Consider the following 19,831-nt stretch of genomic DNA (forward strand, 5'->3'; position numbering starts at 1 on the left):
ATCAGTGTGGGAGCGAGCCTGCTCGCGATGACGGCGGCACAGCCAACATCATCGTCAGCTGACCCACCGCTTTCGCGCGCAAGCCCGCTCCCACAAGGGAGTGGTGTTTACTTGAACATCACTTGCACATTCCCCATCGCCTCATCGGCAAACCCTTGCAGGAAATCCCGGAAGCCGGACGGGGTATGCGCATCGGTGTGGTCGGCGATGATGGTCCAGGTGGCGCGGCAGCGGTTGTCCGCCAGGGGCTCGACGCGCATTGCCGCCCACAGGTTATCGATGCCCAGGGTGTTGTAGATCAGCGTCCAGGTCATGTGCATGGCCTGGTCATCACGGCTGTTGAGCTGTTCCACCACCAGGTTCTGCCCGTCGCGGAAAAACTTCTTGCGCAGTGACCTCACGCCATCGCCGGTCATTTCGATGTGCTCAAGTGCCGGGATGAATTGATCGAACCCCGCAAAATTGCCCACCACTGCCCAGACGCTCGCCGCGTTGGCGGGTACTTCCACTGAAGTTTCGACCTCGCAGGCGTGGGGGTTCTTGATCAAAGTGTCGGGTTGAAGTGCATTCATGGTCTTGCTCCTTTTTTTACAGTTGAGGGTGCTTCAGATGAAATCGATGGCCTTGAGGTAATCAGCACCGCGGCGCAGCAGGGCCGGGGATTTTTCCGGGTAGCGGGCACCCATCTGCCTGACGCCGGCCCGGGCGTTGGCGTGGTTGATCAACGAGATGTCGCCGATGTCTTCCTCGAAGCCGTTGAGGTAGAAGCCCAGTACGCCGAACAGGGCGTTGTCGGCATCGACCCGGCCTAATTGCCGTTGCCAGTCGGCGACGCTGACCAGGGAAAATGTGCGGCCGCTGTCACGAAACGACGCCACATAAGCGTCCCAGCTCAAGGGCTCGGGGTTGTGCAGGTTGAACACCGCCTGCGTCGGCTGATAGCGACTGGCATGGAAGGCGATGAAGCGCGCCAGGAAGTCCACCGGCATCAGGTCGAAGTTGAGTGACAGATCCGGCACCTGACCGAGCTGGATCGAGCCTTTGAGCATCAGCATCAACCGGTTCTTGTGGGGCTGGCAGACCCCGGTCAGGCTGTTGAAACTGATGTTGCCCGGGCGAAACAGATTGACCCACACCCCACGGTCCCGGGCCCGCTGCAGGATCCGCTCCCCGACCCATTTGGACAGGTTGTAGCCGTTCTTGATGTAGATCGGTGGCGTCTCTGCGGCGGGCTGCTCCAGGACCTGGCCGTCGGCATCCAGGGCACTGGACGCCGACAGCGTGGAGACGAAGTTGAAGATCTTCTTGCTGCGCCCTTCACACAGGCGCAGGCATTCGAAGATCGGCTCCACGTTGTCCCGCGCCAAAGACTCGTAGTCGAGCACGTGATTGACATGGGCCGCGTTGTGCACCAATGCGCCGAAGGTGCGGTCGATGCGGACGTAGACGTCGTCCGGCAAACCCAATTGCGGTTGGGTGATGTCGGCGGCGTAGACACTGACGCGGCTCAGGTCCAGGTGGTTCAGCCGATTGTCCCGCAGGGCCTGGGCGAAGCGTTCGGCCGCGCTTTGTCCACCGGATTCGCGCACCAGGCATGCGACTTCGGTGGCGCCCCAGGCCAGCAAGGCCTCAACGATGTGTACCCCAAGAAAACTGTTGGCCCCGGTCACCACCACCTTGTGCACATCACCACACCGGCTGACAGGCAGCGGATCGAGGTTGAGTTCCGCTTGCGCATCGATCAGGGCCTGGGGGCTGAGGGTCGATGTGCTGTTTTGCTCAGGATCGTCCAGCAACTTCGCCAGCGTCATCAGCGTAGGTGCTTCGATGAAGCGATTGATCGACAGGCTGCGCCCAAAGGCCTCGCGGACCCCGAGCAACAGTTGAGACAACAGGATCGAATGGCCACCGAGATTGAAGAAGCTTTCATCGGTGGCGATGTCGTCGACCGGCAGCTCCAGCAACTCCGCCCACAGTTGCCGCAGCTGCGTTTCCAGAACGTTCTGCGGCTGGCGCCGATGGCTGCCGACCTGTACTTGCACCGCCGTGGCGAGCAAGGCCCGGCGATCGACTTTGCCATTGCTGGTGTAGGGCAGGCTGGGCAATTGCACGTAGGCCGCCGGGTGCATGTAGCTGGGCAGCGCGTTTTGTACATGCTCGCGCAAAGCCTGGAGGGCGGCGCCGGCCCGCTCTTCCCGAGGGTGAACCAGAAACGCGAGGATTCGCCGACGTTCATCAATGCCCACCGCTACTTGGCGAAACAGTTGGCTGTCGCGCAGGCAATGCTCGATTTCCTCGGGCTCGACCCGAAAGCCGCGGATCTTCACCTGGTTATCACGCCGACCACACAGCTCAATGCCGTTGTCGGTCCACTGGGCGATATCGCCCGTGCGATAAACCCGCAGCGTTGCCCCGCCGGGCAGCGTCAGGTTGAGGTAGCGGCTCGCGGTCAACGCCGGGTCGTTCAGATAGCCGAGGCCGACCCCAGGCCCGGCGATGTACAGCTCGCCCGGTGTGCCTTGGGGCACCGGTTGCAGCTGCTCATCCAGAATCAGCACCCGGCCATTGGCGATGGGCACGCCGAGGTTGCGGTTGTTGTCACCGACACCGAATTGCCGGGTGGTGACCAGCACCGTGGTTTCGGTCGGGCCGTAGATGTTGTGGAAACTGCACTGCGGTGCGAGCTGTTCGATCACGAACGGCTCACAGACATCACCGCCGGTAATCAGGTGCGCCAGCCCCAACGGCGCATCCAGCGGGATCACGCTCAGCAGGGCGGGCGGCAAGAAAGCGTGAGTGACGCGTTGTTGCTCAATCAATGCCACCAGTTGCTGCGGATCGCGCCGCTGGTCTTCGCTGGGCACCACCAGCCTCGCACCCTGGATGAAGGTCGGCAGGATATCCAGCAGCGAGGCGTCAAAGTTGATGGTGGAGAACTGCAATGCCCGGCTGTCACGCTGTAAGCGGACATAGTCGCTATACCAGGCGCAGAAATGGCTGAGGTTGCGATGACTGAGCAGCACGCCTTTGGGCTGGCCGGTGGTGCCGGAGGTGTAGATGGCCACGGCCGGTTCGTCGATGTCCACCACGCGGCGGATCAGCGAGGCCGGGATGCCGGGCTGGGGTGCAGGCAGCTTGCGTACATCCAGCGTCGGCAACGACAGCTCGCCCAGGTCGCTGTCACCGTCGTGCAGCAGCAGGTCCGCGTTGGCGTTCTCCAGGATAAAGCGCCGTCGTTGCGCGGGGTGCTGCGGGTCCAGCGGCAGGTACACCGCCCCGCAACCCAGCACCGCCAGGATAGCTGCGTACAACTGCGCGGACTTGGGCAGGCAGACACCAATCACCCCAGGTTTTGCCCCTGCCAGTTGCTTGAGTATCGACGCCTGCAAGAGCAACGCCAGACTGCGCAAGGATTTGTAGTCGACGAGTTGACCCTCGACCCACAGCGCCGGTTGCGTGCCGTCATCGAGCATGCGCTGTTCGATGTCATGCATCACCGGCACTTTGGCTGCAGCCAGCAACCAAGGCACTGGGGGGCGATTGAGGTGGTGCTCGAAGGCCAGCGGCTCTAACACATCCAGTCCCTGCAACGATTCATCGCAGGCGTCGGTCTGCACCGCCGGCCAGTGATCGAAACAGCCTTGATCCCGGGAAAGCTGGCTGACCAGTCGCGCACCGTGCTCGACCACCGCCGCCAAGGCGCGCAGTCGCAAAGACTGGCCGTTGCCGCCGCCGTGCGGGGCGATCTTTTCCTGGGACAACGGCCGATGCGCGCTGTCTCGAAAAACCACCACCGGCTGTGGCAATGCCTGGCCGGAAAAAAACTGGAGCGCCACGCGCACCTGAAGGTTTGAGCGGGCGTCTAGGGTGCAGGGCAGCGTCCCGTCATCAATCAACAGGTCGACCGCTGCGTGGTGGTTCGCTGATTCAAGATGCACAACACCGTGGCCGTGCAGTTCGAGCTCCTGGGCCAGGTCGGTCATGGCCTGGCTTGTGCCAGACAGTGCAATTTCGAGGCGTCTCATGGGCGGATCCTCATGGGGTCAGATAGTCGGCCAGGGCGTCACGCACGCAGGGGGACGCCAGCATCGAGCTGCTGCGAAAAAAGCGCGTGATATTGCCCACCAACGGATGAAAACGATTGATGGGGTAGGCCAGCGCACCGGCTTCTTCGCGCAGTGACTGACGCACCGATTCGTCGACGGGCAGGTGTGCGATCAGCTGGAAATCGAACGCCTGTTGCAGATCGCTCGCCAAGTACTGGCTGATGAAGCCGGGCATCAATCGGGCAATCGCCTCGCGGTCTGCTTCGGGCGCGCTGCGCCAGTAGATTTGCACCAGCCGCGTCCAGAACCCGGAGTGCCGACCCTCATCCAGCAAGTGGTCGGCCATCAGGCCCTTGATTGACGCCTTGACCGAATCATCCCGGGCGAATGCCGCCACTTCGTTGGTCACGGTGTTCTCGGCAATGGCGATGCAGATCAGCTCCACGGCGCAGAGCAGATGCTCCGGCGCCTGGGCCAGCGTTGCCGGTATGGCGCGGCTGAGCTCGATCTGATCGGGCAATGGGATCGGTGCGATGCCGGTCATCTCGATGGTCTGTTGCATGAAGTCCATCGCCACCAGTGCGTGGTAATCCTCGTCCACCACCACCGTCATTGCGTCGTAGCGGCAGGCGAACGGGAATTCGATGCCGAAGCTGTTCTTGGCAATGCGCCGGGCGGTGTGGTCCACCAGCTCGGTCTCGAAGATCACCACATCGTTGATGAACTTGTAGAGGCTCTGCACCAGCGCAAAGTCGCGCAATTGCGGGCAGTGGCTAAGGAAGGTCTGGCTGTGCACCAGGGGCTGACGGCTCATGGGGAAGATCAACTTGTCGTCGTCTTCGACCCGGCGCCGTGGCCGGGTGCGGATCGTGGCGCGGCTTTCCCAGGCGTCGGCGAAGGACTGGTATTCGACGGCGTTCATGGCGCCACCTGCGCAACCGGTTCGGCCATGCTCTGGCGTAACCCGTCCCACAACGCGGTGCGGCTTTGGACGGCAGCGAGTGCGGCGGCCAGCACCTCGGTTTCGCGTTGCGGGTCGCCATCGATCAGCCGGGCCAAGAGTTTTTCCGCTGCGGGGCCGTGGTCCTCGGAGTCGACTTCGATGTGCCGCTGCAGGTAATAACGGAACGTCGGCGCCTGATCCAGGCCGATGCCCCAGGCGTCCAGCATGCGCTGGAACATCTGCGGGATGACGCTCTCGCGACCATGCACGAAGGCGGCGGCCACGCTGTGGGCCGGTGCGTGCAGCGCGGTGTGCAGGGTCTGGCGGACGAACCGGGCCGCCGCTGGCTCCACCTCGACGCTCTCCAGGGCCGTTTCGGGACTGACGCCTTCCTGTTGCAGGGTGATGAACTGCTCAATGGCGCGAGTATCGGCGCCAACCTCGCGCATGGCGTCCAGGTACAGTTCGAAATGGCTGCAATAGCCGGCTCCGGGGCGGTCATCCGACTCCTCGCCCAGGACGATTTCGTTGATCAAACGTGCAGCGTGTGGGTCGGCCGGCGGTAACCAGGGCAGGTGGACACAGGTCAGCTCCCGTTGCAGCCGTTTGGTCAGTGACATGAAGTCCCACACGGCAAAGACATGGCTTTGCATAAAGCGGCGCAGCAGATCGATTGATGTTATTTCGGAAAAAACCGGGTGTTCGCCAAGGGCGTGTTTTTTCAGAGATAGTTGTTCTTTGGTGGGTAACATCGGAACGTCCTCATCAATGATGTTTGTTCGGAAAAGTCACCCGGCTTTTAATAAAAAAGCGAGCGGGTGCCTGAACCGGAGTCCATAAGTTTTGAAAGTATGTAAGTGCTCGGCTTAACGGCGCATTTATGGCGTCTGGGTAAGGTTTTTCGGGCCTTTGCCATAAACGTAAGCGGTCGATAACGACTCGACGGATAAAAAGCTAATACACCGAACAAGTAAGCGGCAAGTAATTTTTTAATTATTTAAAGAGCGTTGTTTATTGGGCGCGAAGAGGGGTATTAAAACTTTTAATATAAGTTTTATTCAGGCGAAGCCGCTCCTTCCGATAGAGAAGTATCAGAATTGAAGAAGTTGAGTGAATGCCTCACTCGGAGCACTTCAGGGGACAGGGAAATAAGAAGTTGTTGTTTTATGGGGGGGACATCGGTCGGACTTCCGATCATCCCGCCGGTTGGGCGGTGCTCCTTGCGTGTTGGCTTCGATTCGCCTGGCTGCGGCCAGGCGCTGACTTCTTCAGGTCTGTTTTTTAATCGACAAACGCAAGAGTGGGCCCAAATCGATGGCAGTGCCATTGAACTGATGGGGGCGACAGGGCGCGGCTACGCTGCGGCCTCGTCGGGCGGGCGAGAAACCGTGTAGGAGGGATGTGTAAGAAAGTGATGCGCCCCTCAGGGCGCGGGCGTCAGGTCACCGGCTTGGTTTGTTGTTCCAGATAGCGACGGATGGTGACGCAGGCTTTTTCCAGATGCAGCTCCAGCAGGGCAACCGCTCTGTCGATGTCCTGGGCCGTAGCGGCCTCCAGCAGCGCGCGATGATCGTCCTGGGTCAGTTTGCCCAAGCCCATGGACGACAGATGAAAGCGCAAGAAGCGTTCTTCCTCATTGAGCTCGCGCTCGATCAGGTCCAGCAGTTTACTGTTGGGTGCCTTGTGATAAAGCGACATGTGAAACAGCCGGTTGAGCCTGCCGATTTCAGCGTGGTCGGTTTGAGCTTCCAGTTGCTCGATGTAATGGGCGGCCATGGCCAGGTCCTCGGCATCGAGCAGGGGAATGGACAGGCGTAAAGCGAAAGATTCAAGGACTGAACGCAGGGCGTAGGTCTCGATCGCATTGTTGGTGATCAACGGGGCCACCACGGCGCCTTTGTGCTGAACCACATTGAGCAGTGATTGCGCCTCGAGCTGACGCAAGGCCTCGCGTACCGGCATGCGGCTGACGCCGAACAGGTCGGCCAGTTCCTGCTGACGCAGGGCGGTGCCGCAGGGCAGACGCCCGTCGAGTATGGCCTCGCGCAGGGATTCTTCGATGAGTGAGCGTGCCTGGGCAGCGGGAATGGGCCCGTTGACCTGGATAGCGCTTAGCGGTTTGGGCTTCTGTGTCACGACAACGCACCCTGACTGGTAGTAACAAAAATTGGATCCAAGCCAACATTAGTTACAGATTGCCAAGCCGTCAAAACCTCGCGGCCCCGGTTCCTGAACTAAAGTTTAGTCTGCTTGTGGTGATCGCACCTTGCCATTGTCTTTTGCCGGGCCAGGCTTCACCATCCAACGCATTTCCCACGGCCCTTTTTGGACGTATTTCCCTTGGCTGCACCTTTCCCTGTTCCCAGGTCCTTGCGCTGGCTGTTTTCGGCATTGTTGCTGGCCGGCCTCATGCTGGGCGGCCTGCAGGCTGACTGGGACTTTGCGCAGATCAGCCGGCGGGCGCAAGCGTTATATGGGCCGTTGGGCGAAGGGCAGCAACGGATCGATGCCTGGCAGCAATTGTTGGCGACCCAGAAGCAGACGCCGGAGCTAGAGCAGCTCAGGGTGGTGAACCTATTTTTCAACAAACGGGTGCGCTACGTCGAAGACATCGACCTGTGGCGTCAGGTCGATTACTGGGAGACCCCGATCCAGGCCCTGTGGAAAGGGGCCGGGGATTGCGAGGACTACGCCATTGCCAAGTACTTCAGCCTGCGTCGCCTGGGGGTGTCCAGTGACAAGCTGCGCATCACCTACGTCAAGGCGTTGCGGCAGAACCGTGCGCACATGGTGCTCACCTACTACGCGACCCCCGATGCCATGCCGCTGGTACTCGACAGCCTGATCGACGGCATCCTGCCGGCCAGCCAGCGGACCGATCTGTTGCCGGTCTACTCTTTCAATGCCGAGGGGTTGTGGCTGCCAGGCGCCAAGGGCAACAAGAAAGTGGGTGACACCAAGCGCCTGTCCCGGTGGCAGGATGTGTTGAAAAAAATGCAGGCCGAAGGTTTTCCGGTCGAGACGACTAACTAGGAGCGCGCGCTCAGATGTCCTTGTTCAAACAGCTGTTGATCGCTATCTGTCTGTTCCTGGTGGTTGCCTTCAGCGGCAGCTTCATGGTCAGCCTGGAAAGCTCGCGGGCCCAGTATGTCAACCAGTTGCGCTCCCACGCCCAGGACGCGGCCACGGCGCTGGCGCTGTCGCTGACGCCGAACATCGACGACCCGGCGATGGTGGAGTTGATGGTCAGCTCGATTTTCGACAGCGGCTATTACGCAACCATCCGTGTGGTCGATGTCGCCACCGACAAAACCCTGGTCGAGCGCACCGGCACGCCCGACGCCGGCAACGTGCCGCAATGGTTCATCAAGCTCATCGGCCTGGAGCCGGCCGGTGGCGATGCGATTGTCAGCCGCGGTTGGGAGCAGGCGGCGCGGGTCGAAGTGGTCAGCCACCCGATGTTCGCCCTCGCCAAGCTGTGGCAGAGCGCATTGGGCAGTCTGGGCTGGCTGCTGCTGTGCGGCGCGGTGAGCGCGGTGTTGGGGGCCTTGCTGCTGCGGCGTCAGCTCAAGCCGCTGGACTACATGGTGCATCAGTCCCATGCCATCGCTCGTCGCGAGTTCCTGAGCCTGCCGGAGCTGCCGCGCACCCCGGAACTGCGCCGGGTGGTGCAGGCGATGAACCAGATGGTCGAGAAGCTCAAGGCGCTGTTTCAGGAGCAGGCTGAGCGTAGCGAAAAACTGCGGGTCGAGTCTTATCAGGACAATCTCACGGGCCTGGCCAACCGGCGATATTTCGAAATGCAGCTCCACGCCCGAGTGAGCAATCCCGAGCAGGCCAGTTCCGGTTATCTGCTGTTGCTGCGGGTCAAGGACCTGGCCGGACTGAACCAACGGCTGGGCGGGCAGCGCACCGACCAGTTGCTCAAGGCCGTGGGTGAACAATTACAGCGTGAATGCGCCCGCTACCCTGAAACCCACAACCTGGTGACGCGCATTCGCGGCGGGGAGTTCGCCGTGTTGGCACCGGGGCTGGTGCGCGAGGAAGCGCTGCAACTGGCGCAGAACCTCGACAGCGCGTTGGCGAGCCTGCATGCCACCGGTGCGACCGACGTGGCTTCGGTGGCCTCCATCGGACTTGCTCCATTCGTTCATGGCGACTCGCCGCAAGCCGTGCTCCAGCTCGGCGACCAGGCCCTGGCCCAGGCCGAAAGCCAGGGCGAGCCGGGTTGGGCCTGCCTGGACCACAGCGCCTCGGCCAGTGTCGGTGACGATCACCATGCCTGGCACAATCTGCTCGACCAAGCCTTGAGTAATCAGCGCTTCGAGCTTTACTTCCAGCCGGTGGTGGCCGCTCAGGACACCCAAGTGGTGCTGCATTACAAAGTGCTGTCACGGTTGCTGGACGAGCAGGGCCAGACCATCCCCGCCGGGCGCTTCCTGCCTTGGCTGGAGCGCTTCGGCTGGACCGCGCGGCTGGACCGTTTGATGCTCGAACAGGTGCTCAAGCAAATGGCCGGGCACGAACAATCCCTGGCGTTGAACCTGTCTTCGGCGACCTTGGCCGATCCGCAGGCGCTGAACAAAGTCTTTGAAATCCTACGGGCCCATTCCAACCTTGGGCCGCGCTTGACCCTGGAGATTGGTGAAGAGCAACTGCCGGAGCAAGCTGTGCTGGAGCAGTTGACCCGGCAGCTGCGTGAGCTGGGGTTCTCCCTGAGCCTGCAGCGTTTTGGTGGGCGTTTCAGCATGATCGGTAACTTGTCGCGGTTGGGGTTGGCTTACCTGAAGATTGATGGCAGCTACATTCGTGCCATCGACCAGGAGAGCGACAAGCGTTTGTTCATCGAGGCGATCCAGCGTGCTGCTCATAGTATTGACCTGCCGTTGATTGCTGAGCGGGTGGAGACTGAGGGGGAGCTGGCGGTGATTCGTGAGATGGGGTTGTTTGGGGTGCAGGGGCAGTTGGTTGGGGAGCCTCGGCGTTGGGGGTGAGGGTTGCGCTCAGCTGGCCCTGGTTTGAAGCTAACGCGTTCATCCTGTGGGAGCGGGCTTGCTCGCGAAAGCGGAGGGTCAGTTTGCAGTGATGTTGGATGTACCGGCGTCATCGCGAGCAGGCTCGCTCCCACAGAGAATCGGGGATATTGCGGCAACACAGAACAAATGTGGGAGCGAGCCTGCTCGCGATGGCGCTGGGTCAGTCGACATTGATGCCAACTGAACAACTGCCAACGCGCCAGGTTTCGAGCGCCTCATAGGGCCCCTGCGCCCACTGCATCACCTGATCCCGTAGCCCTGACGAAGCCTCCCGGCGCTTGTCCTCGCTGTCACCGGCAAACGCCTGCCCCGGCTGCTTGGCATGCTGCCCCGCCATCGCAAACACTTGGCGACGCTGGGCGTCATTGAGTCCGAAAAATTCTGCCAGCCGACCTGCCATCGCATCAGGCAACTCAGCGTAATTAACCGTCAGCCCGGCAAACTCATGGCAGCGCTCCAGCCCTACCTGCAACAGCCGTCCCAGTCGGCGCGCGACGAAATCTTCCTGGCCGCTGAAGGGCAATCCGTCGTCCAGCACGCTCGGCCCGATCATCCCCGGCACCATGTGCATGCCGGGACGACGCAAATGGGAAACGGCGATTTCCAAAGGGTCGCGGTACACGAACAGCCAGGGCGTGGCGGGAAAGCACTCGCGCAGCAGCGCCAGCTCACCGATGTTCCAGGCGTCGAGCTTGATCACCAAGCGCTCTTCCACGCCTCGGCGGCGTTGCCCATAGGCCGACATCAGCCCCATGAGCGCCATGCTCCGGTCAACGGGTGGTATAGCATTGCGCAGCAGAGCATCCAGAGGCGGCGGCTCTGAAATGACGATGTGATCGTCCAGTTGCGCAAGCATCTGGCTGATCAACGTCGAGCCGCAGCGGGAGGCATGGAAGATGAATGCACTCGGGGGCAGGCCCGGGCTTTGTTGCCTCCACTGGTCCAGGACACTTAAAGGGGTCTGGCGGCGGAACGCCTGGTTGAAAGGCAACCGCAGGGCCTGCTCCACCGCGTCGCCGAAGAACGGTTGCGACAATCGCGCCTCGCCGAACCAGCACCAGTCAACCTGCCACTGCCCCGCCGCTTGCCACACGCGGATCGGCAGCCAGCCGTCCAGGTTCAAGCCTTCCATTGGTCACTCCATTGCCGGCGACCGTTGCGCATGGCCGCCTGCAATTGCTCCCGGGTAAAGTGCAAATCGCGTTCGGCAGCCATCGCGATTGCACACTCAATGAAAGCCTCCACGTCATGCAGGCTCTGCAAGGTCCGGGCGAGTTGCGGGTCGCTTTCAACGAGTTGCTCAAAGCACAGCAGATCACTTCGCTCAGCCCCGATTGCCGGTGTGCTGAGCAACCCAGCGGCCACCTGCCTTTGCAGCCATGGGCTGGGGCGGCAATCGAGCACCAGATGAATCCGTGGCTGAGTGCTGTGGTTATCGACGCGATGAGGCAGCGACAAGTCAAGAAACCAGCATTCACCCGCCGTCATCGGAATCCGTTGCCCATCCAGCCAGAAATCCACGCCTGGCGGGCTGAGCAGTGGAACGTGCAGGCGCAGATCGGCGTCCGCCCCCGCCAGGTCATAATCGCGATGCTCGTGGATGCAGCCACCGGGCCCAAGTCGCAGCAGCCGGGCCGAGACGATCTCCAGCGGCCAGTCGCGCAACGCTTCGTGCCAACGGTCATCGTCTGACCAAGGCGCGCGGTGCACGGGCTGACCGCGCCCGGGGGACAACGGGGTCAAGGCATCGGCCGCCGAAATCAGCGCCACGCCACTCCAGTCACCGCTGTAATAGGCGCTGTTGAAGTGGCCATGCCAGTGATCGTCCTCAACGGCTGCCAGTGCCTGCAACAGCAAAGGCAGGTTCACCGTTACCGGCAGCCGGGAAAACGCCGGGCGCACCCTACGTGCGGCCTGTTACTGGGTCACCGCTGCCGTCGGCACCGCGATATCGCCCTGGGCCCACGCCGCTTCGCGGTTGGCCAGCGCCGTGGCAATCGACTGCACTTGGGTCGATTGCACTTCATCGGGCAACGGGTCGAGGCCAGCGCTGGCAAAGATCTGGCCGTAGGCGTTGCGCAGGTCGGCATAGGCCAGATCCCGCCGCAAATCAGCCTGCAGCGTATTGAGTTCGCCCTGGATCAGGTCCAGTTCACCCAAGCCTGCGGCCTGATGGCGGTTGCGCAGTTGACCGACGATCTGCCCGTCGATATCCGCCAACTGCTGGCTGGTCTTGAACTGGCGCAGCGCCTCGCGGTAATTGGCATTGGCCACGTACAGCTGCGCCAGCACGGCAATCGACATGGCCTGACGCCGTGCCGCCGCAACCTCTTCTCCGGCCTTGGCCACGTTGATGGCCGCCGGGGCGGAGATCACGTTGAACAGGTTCCAGGTGACTTTCACGCCATAGTCAGCCCAGCCCTGCTCCACCAGGAACGAGTTGCTGTCGTAATGCCCTCCAGCGGAGAACTCCAGCCCAGGTAACAGGCGCAGCATGGCCTTGCGGGTTTCGGCGGCGGTAATGCGCGTCTGGTAGTCCTGCTCGCGCAGTTCCGGGCGGCTGGTCAGGGCTTCCTGTTCAAGGCGCGCGAGGTCGACCTTGAGCTCCGGGATGACGTATTCATCCTGGGTGGCCAAGGTCAGCTCGGTGCCCAGGGGCAGGTTGATCAGCGTCGCCAGTTCCGTCTTGGCCAGGGACAACGCCCGGCGCTGCTCTTCGAGCTGGCGGGTGGCCTGGATCAGCGAACGCTGGTAACCCAGTGCCTGCACCGGGTCGCCAATGCGTTGCTCGCTCATGCTCTGACTGTTGCCGCGAGCCGTATCGACTCGGACCATCAGGCTGTCGATTTGCTTGAGCAGGCGCTCGGCGGCCATGGCTCGCCAGTAAGCCGAACGCACATCCTGGACGATGGTGTTGATGACCTTGCGCCGACGCTCCTGCACGATCAGCCGCTGGTCCCCGGCCTGCTTGGCGCTGATGTAGCTCACGCCGAAATCGAGCACGTTCCAGACCATGGTCAGGTCGGCCACTTCGCGGTCGCGGTCCTGGGAAGTCGAAGGTTCCAGAGACTGGGTACCGGTTTCCACGCTCTGGCTGCTGGAAGCGCTGACGTTGTTGCGGCCCACGTAACCCGCGTCCAGAGCCATGCGCGGCAGCATGTCGAAACTGGCCAGGTCCAACTGACGCTTGGCCAGTGCCTCTTCCATGATCTTCAAGCGGCCTTCCAGGTTGTACTTCACTGCACGGGCCATGGCCTGGTGCAGGGTCAGCGGGCCGCTGAGGGGCTCCTGATCCTTGTACATGTTCTGCAGATCGGTCTGGGCGCGCTGCTCGCTGACGCTACGCTCGATCGGCTCGCTGGTGACCGCACATCCGCTGACCGTCAACGCCAGCACACTCATTGCGAATAATTTCTGACTTCTATTCATTCCCTGGATTGCCCCTGGCTGCCCCAATTTTTTTAGTTGTTCAGGCCTGCGCCTGGCTCATGCCGACCTGTTGCAATGCCATTGCCAGGCTGTCGACCTGACGCTGCTCAGTGTCTTTGATGTGTTGCAGTTGCTGGCCCAGGGTTGGTGCGCCGAATACCCCTTGAGACCCATCACCGCCCTGCATCGACTGGCTGTCGAAGGCGTCCAGCGATTCCCCGTCGGAGCCGGTGTCCTGATTGAACAGACCCGAAATCGTGCTGCTGCCGAACACCCCGCCATCGCCGCCACCGAAGCCCAGGAAGCCCTGGCCGGAGCCATCGCCCGCCGCGTCGGAGCTGAATACCTGGGCGATGTAGCTCGGCGCCAATGCGCCACGGTTGATGAAGATGTCGCCGATCGGCCGAATGCCGCCGCCCACGTCCCGTTGTTCAAACAGCGGTGGAAAGCCCAGCGGCGAGCCGAGGTCACCGGTTGGTGGTGTAAAAACGATCGGTTGCAACGGCACCTCGGAAGGCGGCACGACCGTGACAGGGTCGGACGTCAGGAACTCCGGCGGTGGCTTCACATCGTTGGCCACCACGGTGTCGATGGCGTAATTGTTGGACACCGCCACGCTTGCTCCGGCGTTGCCCGACAGGTCGCTGACGTTACCGGTGTTCAGGGCGATGAAGTTGCTCGGGTCCGTGAGGTTTACCGTTGGAGTGAACGTGGCCGTCCAGGTCCTGCCGCCGTCACTGGTGCTCAGGTTGGTGAGTTCACCGTTAGTGACGCTGAGGTCCGACAGATCGAAATCCGTCACCGCTTCGCTGAAGGTGATCGTCACCTGGGTCGTCTCGCCCGCCGTCAGGTTCGGGTCGGCGACCACGATGGTTGCCGTCGGCCGGGTGGCGTCGAGTGCGTAGTTACTGGAAATGGCGATGCCCACGCCGACGTTGCCGGCCAGGTCTTGCACATTGCTGGCGTCGAGCAGGATCAAGTTGGTGGCATCGTTGACGCCCGCGGTAGGCGTCAGGGTCGCCGTCCAGGTCAGGCCGCCGTCACTGCTGGCGAGGTTGGACAACACACCATTGGCAACGCTGAGGTCCGACAGGTCGAAACCGGACACCGCCTCGGTGAAACTGATGGTCACCGTGGTGCTCTGGCCGATGCCCAGGCGGGTGTCGCCCACGGTGATGGTGGCGCCAGGGCGCACCGTGTCGACCGCGTAGTTGTTGGAGTTCACCACACCGACACCGTTGTTGCCCGAAACGTTGACCACGCCGCTGGTGTCCAGGCTGATCAGGTTGCTGGTGTCGCTGATGTTGCTGGCCGGGGTAAAGGTGGCCGTCCAGGTCACGCCGCCATCGGTGGACGAGACGTTGCTCAGTGTGCCATTGCTCACGCTCAGGTCAGCATTATCAAACCCACTGACCGCTTCCGAGAAGGTGATGGTCACCAGCGAGGTTTCCCCCACGCTGAGTGCGTTATCAGCCACCACGACGGTGGCGGTTGGCACCCGCGTCTCGACTGCGTAGTTGGCCGAGTTGGTGGTGCCTGTTCCGGTGTTGCCCGCCACGTCGCTCACACCGGTATTGTCCAGGACGATCAGGTTGGTGGCGTCGGTCACGCCCAGGTCCGGCGTGAAAGTGGCGGTCCAGGTCAAGCCGCCGTCGCTGCTGCTCACGGCGCTCAATGTGCCATTTGCCACGCTCAGGTCGGCGTTGGTGAAGCCAGTGACCGCCTCGCTGAAAGTGATGGTCACTTGAGCCGTTTCGCCCGGTCTCAACGCGGAGTCACTCAGCACAATGGTGGCGGTCGGACGCTGGCTGTCGACGCTGTAGTTATTGGAATCGCTCGTGCCGACGTTGACGTTGCCCGCCAAGTCGACGATGCCACCACTGTTGAGCGAGATGACATTGCTGGTGTCGGTGACGCCAGCGGTCGGCGTGAAGGTCGCGGTCCAGGTGATGCCGCCGTCGCTGCTGCTCAGGCCGGAGATCACGCCGTTGGCCACCGTCAGGTCGGCACTGGTGAACGCCGTCACCGCCTCGCTGAAGGTGATGGTCACCAGCGAGGTCTCGCCAGCGGCGATGGCCGTATCGGCCACGACGATGGTCGCGGTGGGGCGCACCGTATCGACCACATAGTTGTTGGAGTCCGTGGTGCCGACGCCGGCATTGCCCGCGCCGTTGATCAGGCCGGTATTGTCCAGCGTGATCACGTTACTGGTATCGGAAATGCTGGCGCTCGGCGTGAAGGTGGCCGTCCAGGTGACGCCACCGTCGGTGCTGCTCATGGTGCTGAGCGTGCCGTTACTGACGGTCAGGTCCGAATTGTCGAACCCGCTGACCGCCGAGTTGAAGGTCACGGTCACCAACGACGTCTCGCCGATGCTCAACGTGGAATCGGCGATCACGATAGTCGCCGTCGGTACGTTGGTGTCGACTTGGTAATTGTTAGAGTTGGTGGTGCCGGTGCCAGTGTTGCCCGCCGCGTCACTGACCCCGGTGTTGTTCAGGGTGATGACGTTGGAGGTATCGGTGACGCCTAGGGCCGGAGTGAAGGTGGCGGTCCAGGTGAGGCCGCCATCACTGCTGCTGACCGCACTCAGCGTACCGTTGGCGACGCTCAGGTCCGAATTGTCAAAACCGCTGACCGCCTCGCTGAAGGTAATGGTTACCAGCGAGGTTTCGCCGACGCTCAGCGCCGTATCGGCGACCACGATGGTGGCGGTCGGGCGCAGGGTGTCGACGGCGTAGTTGTTGGAGTCGGTGGTGCCGCTGCCGGTATTGCCCGCGCCGTCCACCACGCCCGTGTTATTGAGCGTGACCAGGTTGGTGCTATCGCTGACGCCCACGCTCGGCGTGAAAGTCGCGGTGTAGGTGATGTTATCGCTGGTGCTCAGCCCGCTCAGGCTGCCGTTGGCAACGGTCAGGTCGGCCAGGGTGAAACCGGTCACCGCCTCGCTGAAGGTAATCGTCACCACCGAGGTTTCGCCGACGCCAATGGCCGAGTCGGCGACCACGATGGTGGCGGTCGGACGCGCGGTGTCGATGGCGTAGTTGTTCGAATCGGTGGTGCCCGTACCAACGTTGCCCGCCGCGTCAGTCACACCGGTGTTATCCAGGGTGATGAGGTTGCTGGTGTCGCTGACGCTGGCGCTTGGTGTGAGCGTGCCGGTCCAGGTGATGCCGCCGTCGCCGGTGCTCAGGCCGGTGATCGTACCGTTGGCGACCGTCAGGTCGGCGGTGGTAAAGCCTGTTACCGCTTCGTTGAAGGTGATGGTCACCAGCGAGGTTTCGCCGACACTCAAGGCGTTATCGGCGACGACGATCGTCGCGGTCGGGCGCACCGTGTCGACAGCATAGTTGTTGGAACTGGTGGTACCGGTGCCGGCGTTGCCGGCCGCGTCCGCCACACCGGTATTGGCCAGGATGATCAGGTTGGTGGCGTCGCTGATGGACGCGCTCGGGGTGAGCGTCGCGGTCCAGGTGATGCCTCCGTCGCTGCTGCTCAGCCCGCTCAGTGAACCGTTGGCGACGGTTAGGTCGGCCAGGGTAAAGCCCGTGACAGCTTCGCTAAAAGTGATCGTCACCAGCGATGTTTCGCCGACATTCAGCGCGGTATCGGCCACCACGATGGTGGCGGTGGGACGCAGCGTGTCGATGGCGTAGTTGTTCGAATCGGTGGTGCCGGTGCCAACGTTACCGGACAGATCGGCAACGCCGCTGTTATTCAGCGTGATCAGGTTGGTGGTGTCGCTGATGCTGGCGGTCGGGGTCAGTGTCCCGGTCCAGGTGATACCACCGTCGCTGCTGCTCAACCCGGTGACCGTGCCGTTGGCCACCGTCAGGTCGGCGACGGTGAAACCGCTCACCGCCTCGTTGAAGGTGATGGTCACCAGCGACGTTTCGCCTGCCCTCAGTGCCGTGTCAGCCACGACGATGGTTGCTGTCGGGCGCAGGGTATCAATGGCGTAATTGTTGGAGTCGGTGGTGCCGACGCCAGCGTTGCCATTGAGGTCAGCGACCCCGGTGTTGTTCAGGGTCACAAGGTTACTGGTGTCGGTGATACTGGCGTCCGGTGTCAGGGTAGCCGTCCAGGTGATGCCGCCATCGCTGGAACTCAAGCCGCTGAGCGTGCCGTTGGCCACCGTCAGGTCGGCTGCGGTAAAACCGCTGACCGCTTCGGAGAATGTGATGGTCACCAACGAGGTTTCACCGACCCTTAGGGCGGTGTCGCTGACCACGATGGACGCCGTGGGCGCCACGGTGTCGTTGACTACGTAATTGTTCGAGTCGGTGGTGCCCACGCCGGCATTGCCGGCCAGGTCGGCAACCCCGGTGTTGTTCAGGGTGATGATGTTGGTGGTGTCGGCGATGTTGCTGGCCGCGGTCAAGGTGCCGGTCCAGGTGATGCCACCGTCGCCGCTGGTCAAGGTACCGATGGTGCCGTTCTGCACCGTCAGGTCGGCCGCAGTGAGGCCGGTCACGGCTTCGGAGAAGGTGATGGTCACCAGCGACGTGCCACCGGAGTTCAGGCTGGTATTGGCCACCACGACAGTCGCGGTGGGCGGCGTCTCGTCCGGCACATAGTTGGTATCGATGGTGCCGCCGTCGCCGTAGACGTTGGCCACCGACGCTGGCGAAACGCCCGCGCTGCCAGCGCTCGAGCCCCCAGTGCCGCTGCCGCCGACGTTGCCGGCCAGGGCTGCGAAGTTGGCCGCAGTGATCAGGATCGAGCCTTTGTTCCAGATGGCGCCGACACCGACGCCACCGGCACCGCCCGTTTGGGTGTAGCCACCTCCGCCGCCACCGCCACCGCCACCGCCCGCCCCGACGTTGTTGGAAATCACCGTGTTGCCGATGATCCGCAGGGTCGCGCCCGTGTCGTTGTAGATACCACCGACCGCTCCGCCACCGGCACCGCCGATGTCGTTATAGCCGTTACCACCGCCGCCACCGCCAATGGACAATCCAGCGCTGCTGGCCGTGCCACCGGAAGAACCAGTGCTATAGCCAGGATAAGCCGCACCGCCGCCGCCACCGATAGAGGAACCGCCACTACCGCCCTGGCTGCCGTTGTTACTGCCGCCGGTACCGCCCTGGCCAACCGATCCGGAAGACCCCATATACCCGAGGGTGTCGCCGCCCCTACCACCGATACTGCCTGGACTGGCGCCTATCGCACCGCCACCACCGCCGGCGCCACCGGAGTATTGCGGTGTCACACCGCCGCCGCCCCCACCACCCGAAGCGGCGTTGGCGGTGACCGTGACGTTCCTCAGGGTCAGGGTGCCGGCGTTGTAAATGCCGCCACCCTTGGACACCAGCGCATCGTCGCCGCCATTACCGCCGTTGCCCGCCGTCATACCCCGGGTGATCACCAGGCCATCAAGGGTGGCCGTGGTGCCAGCCGTCACGTTGATGATCTGGGTACGGTACTGCCCGTCGAGGGTGACGTCGGCCACGTTGTCATTGTTGAGATCGCCATCGATGGTGACGTTCTTGTCGACCACCAGTACCTGGGTCAGCGCGACGGTCATGTTGGCATTGAACGTGACGATGTCGCCGTTCTGCGCAGAATCCAAAGCTGCGCGCAGAGAACCGATGCCGGAATTGAAATTGTTGGTGGCGGTCCAGGTGGCCAGGCCCCACTGGTACTCGTTCATGGCCTTGGTCGAGAGCACGTTGGCACTTTCGATGTTGCCGGTGGCGATTTCCAGCTCCCAGTCGCCGCCAAGCCCCGTGCGGTCGGTGGAGGCCGCCACGTCGCGGCCGGTCAACTGCGCCAGTGAATTGACCAGCTTCAGGCCGCTGTCGCCCTCGGCTGTGTAGCAGCCGTAAATCAGGATATCGCCACCAGCGTTCATGTCCTGGCCGATCTGCGCCAGCACCTCGCCGCGGGCCTGGACGTTATCTGCCGACAGGTAGGCGCTGCCCAGCCACAAGTCACCGGCATTACCGTGGGCGATGATCTGCACCGAGCTGATGCCCTGGTGGGTGTCCAGGTAATCGGCGATCTGTTGCAGGCCGTCCTTGGTGGCATCCAATTGCACCACCTGGGTACCGGGCGCAACGCCTTCCAGCAGGCCTGCCGAGTCCTTGACCCGAGAATCGACAAACACCACGGTCTTGCCCGGCACAGCGGCCTGGGTGGCATCGGCCTGGCCCTGAGGCGCATGGCTGTCTGAAGCCTGGTCAGCCGCAGGCGTCTTCGCCGCGTCTGCGGTGGGTTGGGCGTCCGCCTGTGCGGCATCGGCCACGGTAGCCGCCACCGCGCCGTCGAACAGCATTCGCGGCTCCAGGGACATGATCATTGGCGATGCCAGGGCTTGTGCGCCCTCGGTTACCCGCGATTTGCCTTTGCTCCACCACATGACGTTCACCTGGATT

General features: G+C 62.5%; 11 protein-coding genes. 2 read left to right on the forward strand and 9 right to left on the reverse strand.

All coding sequences use genetic code 11. The annotated features are described in order from the left end of the window. Positions 1–107: 107 nt before the first annotated feature. The 5 genes from BMY45_RS26540 to BMY45_RS26560 all read right to left on the reverse strand — a co-directional run bounded on the left by BMY45_RS26540 (position 108) and on the right by BMY45_RS26560 (position 7,125). Complete coding sequence (locus tag BMY45_RS26540) at positions 108–572, reverse strand: SRPBCC family protein (protein WP_092403305.1); 465 nt, start codon at positions 570–572, stop codon at positions 108–110. Between the two features lie 33 nt (positions 573–605). Beyond that, positions 606–4,025 carry a non-ribosomal peptide synthetase gene (locus BMY45_RS26545; protein WP_092403306.1) on the reverse strand — a complete coding sequence of 1,140 codons (3,420 nt, stop codon included), beginning with the start codon at positions 4,023–4,025 and terminating at the stop codon, positions 606–608. A gap of 10 nt (positions 4,026–4,035) precedes the next feature. After that, entirely contained in the window at positions 4,036–4,968 is a 933-nt protein-coding gene (locus BMY45_RS26550; protein ID WP_092403308.1) for a diiron oxygenase, read from the reverse strand. Next, the gene (locus tag BMY45_RS26555; RefSeq protein WP_092403310.1) at positions 4,965–5,741 is read right to left on the reverse strand and encodes a DUF3050 domain-containing protein; all 777 of its coding nucleotides are present in this window, start codon (positions 5,739–5,741) and stop codon (positions 4,965–4,967) included. The genes BMY45_RS26550 and BMY45_RS26555 overlap by 4 nt, the downstream gene beginning before the upstream one ends. 685 nt (positions 5,742–6,426) lie before the next feature. Continuing rightward, positions 6,427–7,125 carry a GntR family transcriptional regulator gene (locus BMY45_RS26560; RefSeq protein ID WP_092403311.1) on the reverse strand — a complete coding sequence of 233 codons (699 nt, stop codon included), beginning with the start codon at positions 7,123–7,125 and terminating at the stop codon, positions 6,427–6,429. 273 nt (positions 7,126–7,398) lie between these two features. Between BMY45_RS26560 and lapG the strand changes: the two genes are divergently transcribed. Together lapG and lapD are read left to right on the forward strand one after the other, a co-directional pair. Then, positions 7,399–8,022: a cysteine protease LapG gene (gene lapG / locus BMY45_RS26565; protein WP_371264169.1), complete on the forward strand. Its 624-nt coding sequence runs from the start codon at positions 7,399–7,401 to the stop codon at positions 8,020–8,022. A 14-nt stretch (positions 8,023–8,036) separates the two neighbouring features. Further along, complete coding sequence (lapD, locus tag BMY45_RS26570; RefSeq protein ID WP_092403315.1) at positions 8,037–9,983, forward strand: cyclic di-GMP receptor LapD; 1,947 nt, start codon at positions 8,037–8,039, stop codon at positions 9,981–9,983. A 202-nt stretch (positions 9,984–10,185) separates the two neighbouring features. Here the strand turns inward: lapD and BMY45_RS26575 are convergent, their stop codons facing one another. The 4 genes from BMY45_RS26575 to BMY45_RS26590 are packed head-to-tail and all read right to left on the reverse strand — an operon-like array spanning position 10,186 to position 19,815. Further along, positions 10,186–11,157 (reverse strand): sulfotransferase family protein, encoded by a 972-nt coding sequence (locus BMY45_RS26575; protein WP_092403317.1) that lies wholly within the window; start codon positions 11,155–11,157, stop codon positions 10,186–10,188. Beyond that, positions 11,145–11,927: an aspartyl/asparaginyl beta-hydroxylase domain-containing protein gene (locus tag BMY45_RS26580; protein ID WP_092403319.1), complete on the reverse strand. Its 783-nt coding sequence runs from the start codon at positions 11,925–11,927 to the stop codon at positions 11,145–11,147. The genes BMY45_RS26575 and BMY45_RS26580 overlap by 13 nt, the downstream gene beginning before the upstream one ends. A gap of 15 nt (positions 11,928–11,942) precedes the next feature. Beyond that, a complete protein-coding gene (locus BMY45_RS26585; protein WP_092403321.1) occupies positions 11,943–13,454 on the reverse strand; it encodes a TolC family protein in 1,512 nt (503 codons plus the stop codon). Between the two features lie 40 nt (positions 13,455–13,494). Continuing rightward, positions 13,495–19,815, reverse strand: a complete 6,321-nt coding sequence (locus tag BMY45_RS26590) for an Ig-like domain-containing protein (protein WP_092403323.1) — start codon at positions 19,813–19,815, stop codon at positions 13,495–13,497. Between the last annotated feature and the right edge of the window lie 16 nt (positions 19,816–19,831).

Source organism: Pseudomonas sp. NFACC39-1, from assembly GCF_900110355.1.
In the GTDB taxonomy this organism is placed as follows: domain Bacteria; phylum Pseudomonadota; class Gammaproteobacteria; order Pseudomonadales; family Pseudomonadaceae; genus Aquipseudomonas; species Aquipseudomonas tehranensis.

Bases quoted from the DNA above. Each gene is read 5' to 3' on its own strand.
- BMY45_RS26540 (WP_092403305.1), bottom strand. From the start codon at position 572: ATGAATGCACTTCAACCCGACACTTTGATCAAGAACCCCCACGCCTGC.
- BMY45_RS26545 (WP_092403306.1), bottom strand. From the start codon at position 4,025: ATGAGACGCCTCGAAATTGCACTGTCTGGCACAAGCCAGGCCATGACC.
- BMY45_RS26550 (WP_092403308.1), bottom strand. From the start codon at position 4,968: ATGAACGCCGTCGAATACCAGTCCTTCGCCGACGCCTGGGAAAGCCGC.
- BMY45_RS26555 (WP_092403310.1), bottom strand. From the start codon at position 5,741: ATGTTACCCACCAAAGAACAACTATCTCTGAAAAAACACGCCCTTGGC.
- lapG (WP_371264169.1), top strand. From the start codon at position 7,399: ATGCTGGGCGGCCTGCAGGCTGACTGGGACTTTGCGCAGATCAGCCGG.
- lapD (WP_092403315.1), top strand. From the start codon at position 8,037: ATGTCCTTGTTCAAACAGCTGTTGATCGCTATCTGTCTGTTCCTGGTG.
- BMY45_RS26575 (WP_092403317.1), bottom strand. From the start codon at position 11,157: ATGGAAGGCTTGAACCTGGACGGCTGGCTGCCGATCCGCGTGTGGCAA.
- BMY45_RS26585 (WP_092403321.1), bottom strand. From the start codon at position 13,454: ATGAATAGAAGTCAGAAATTATTCGCAATGAGTGTGCTGGCGTTGACG.
- BMY45_RS26590 (WP_092403323.1), bottom strand. From the start codon at position 19,815: ATGTGGTGGAGCAAAGGCAAATCGCGGGTAACCGAGGGCGCACAAGCC.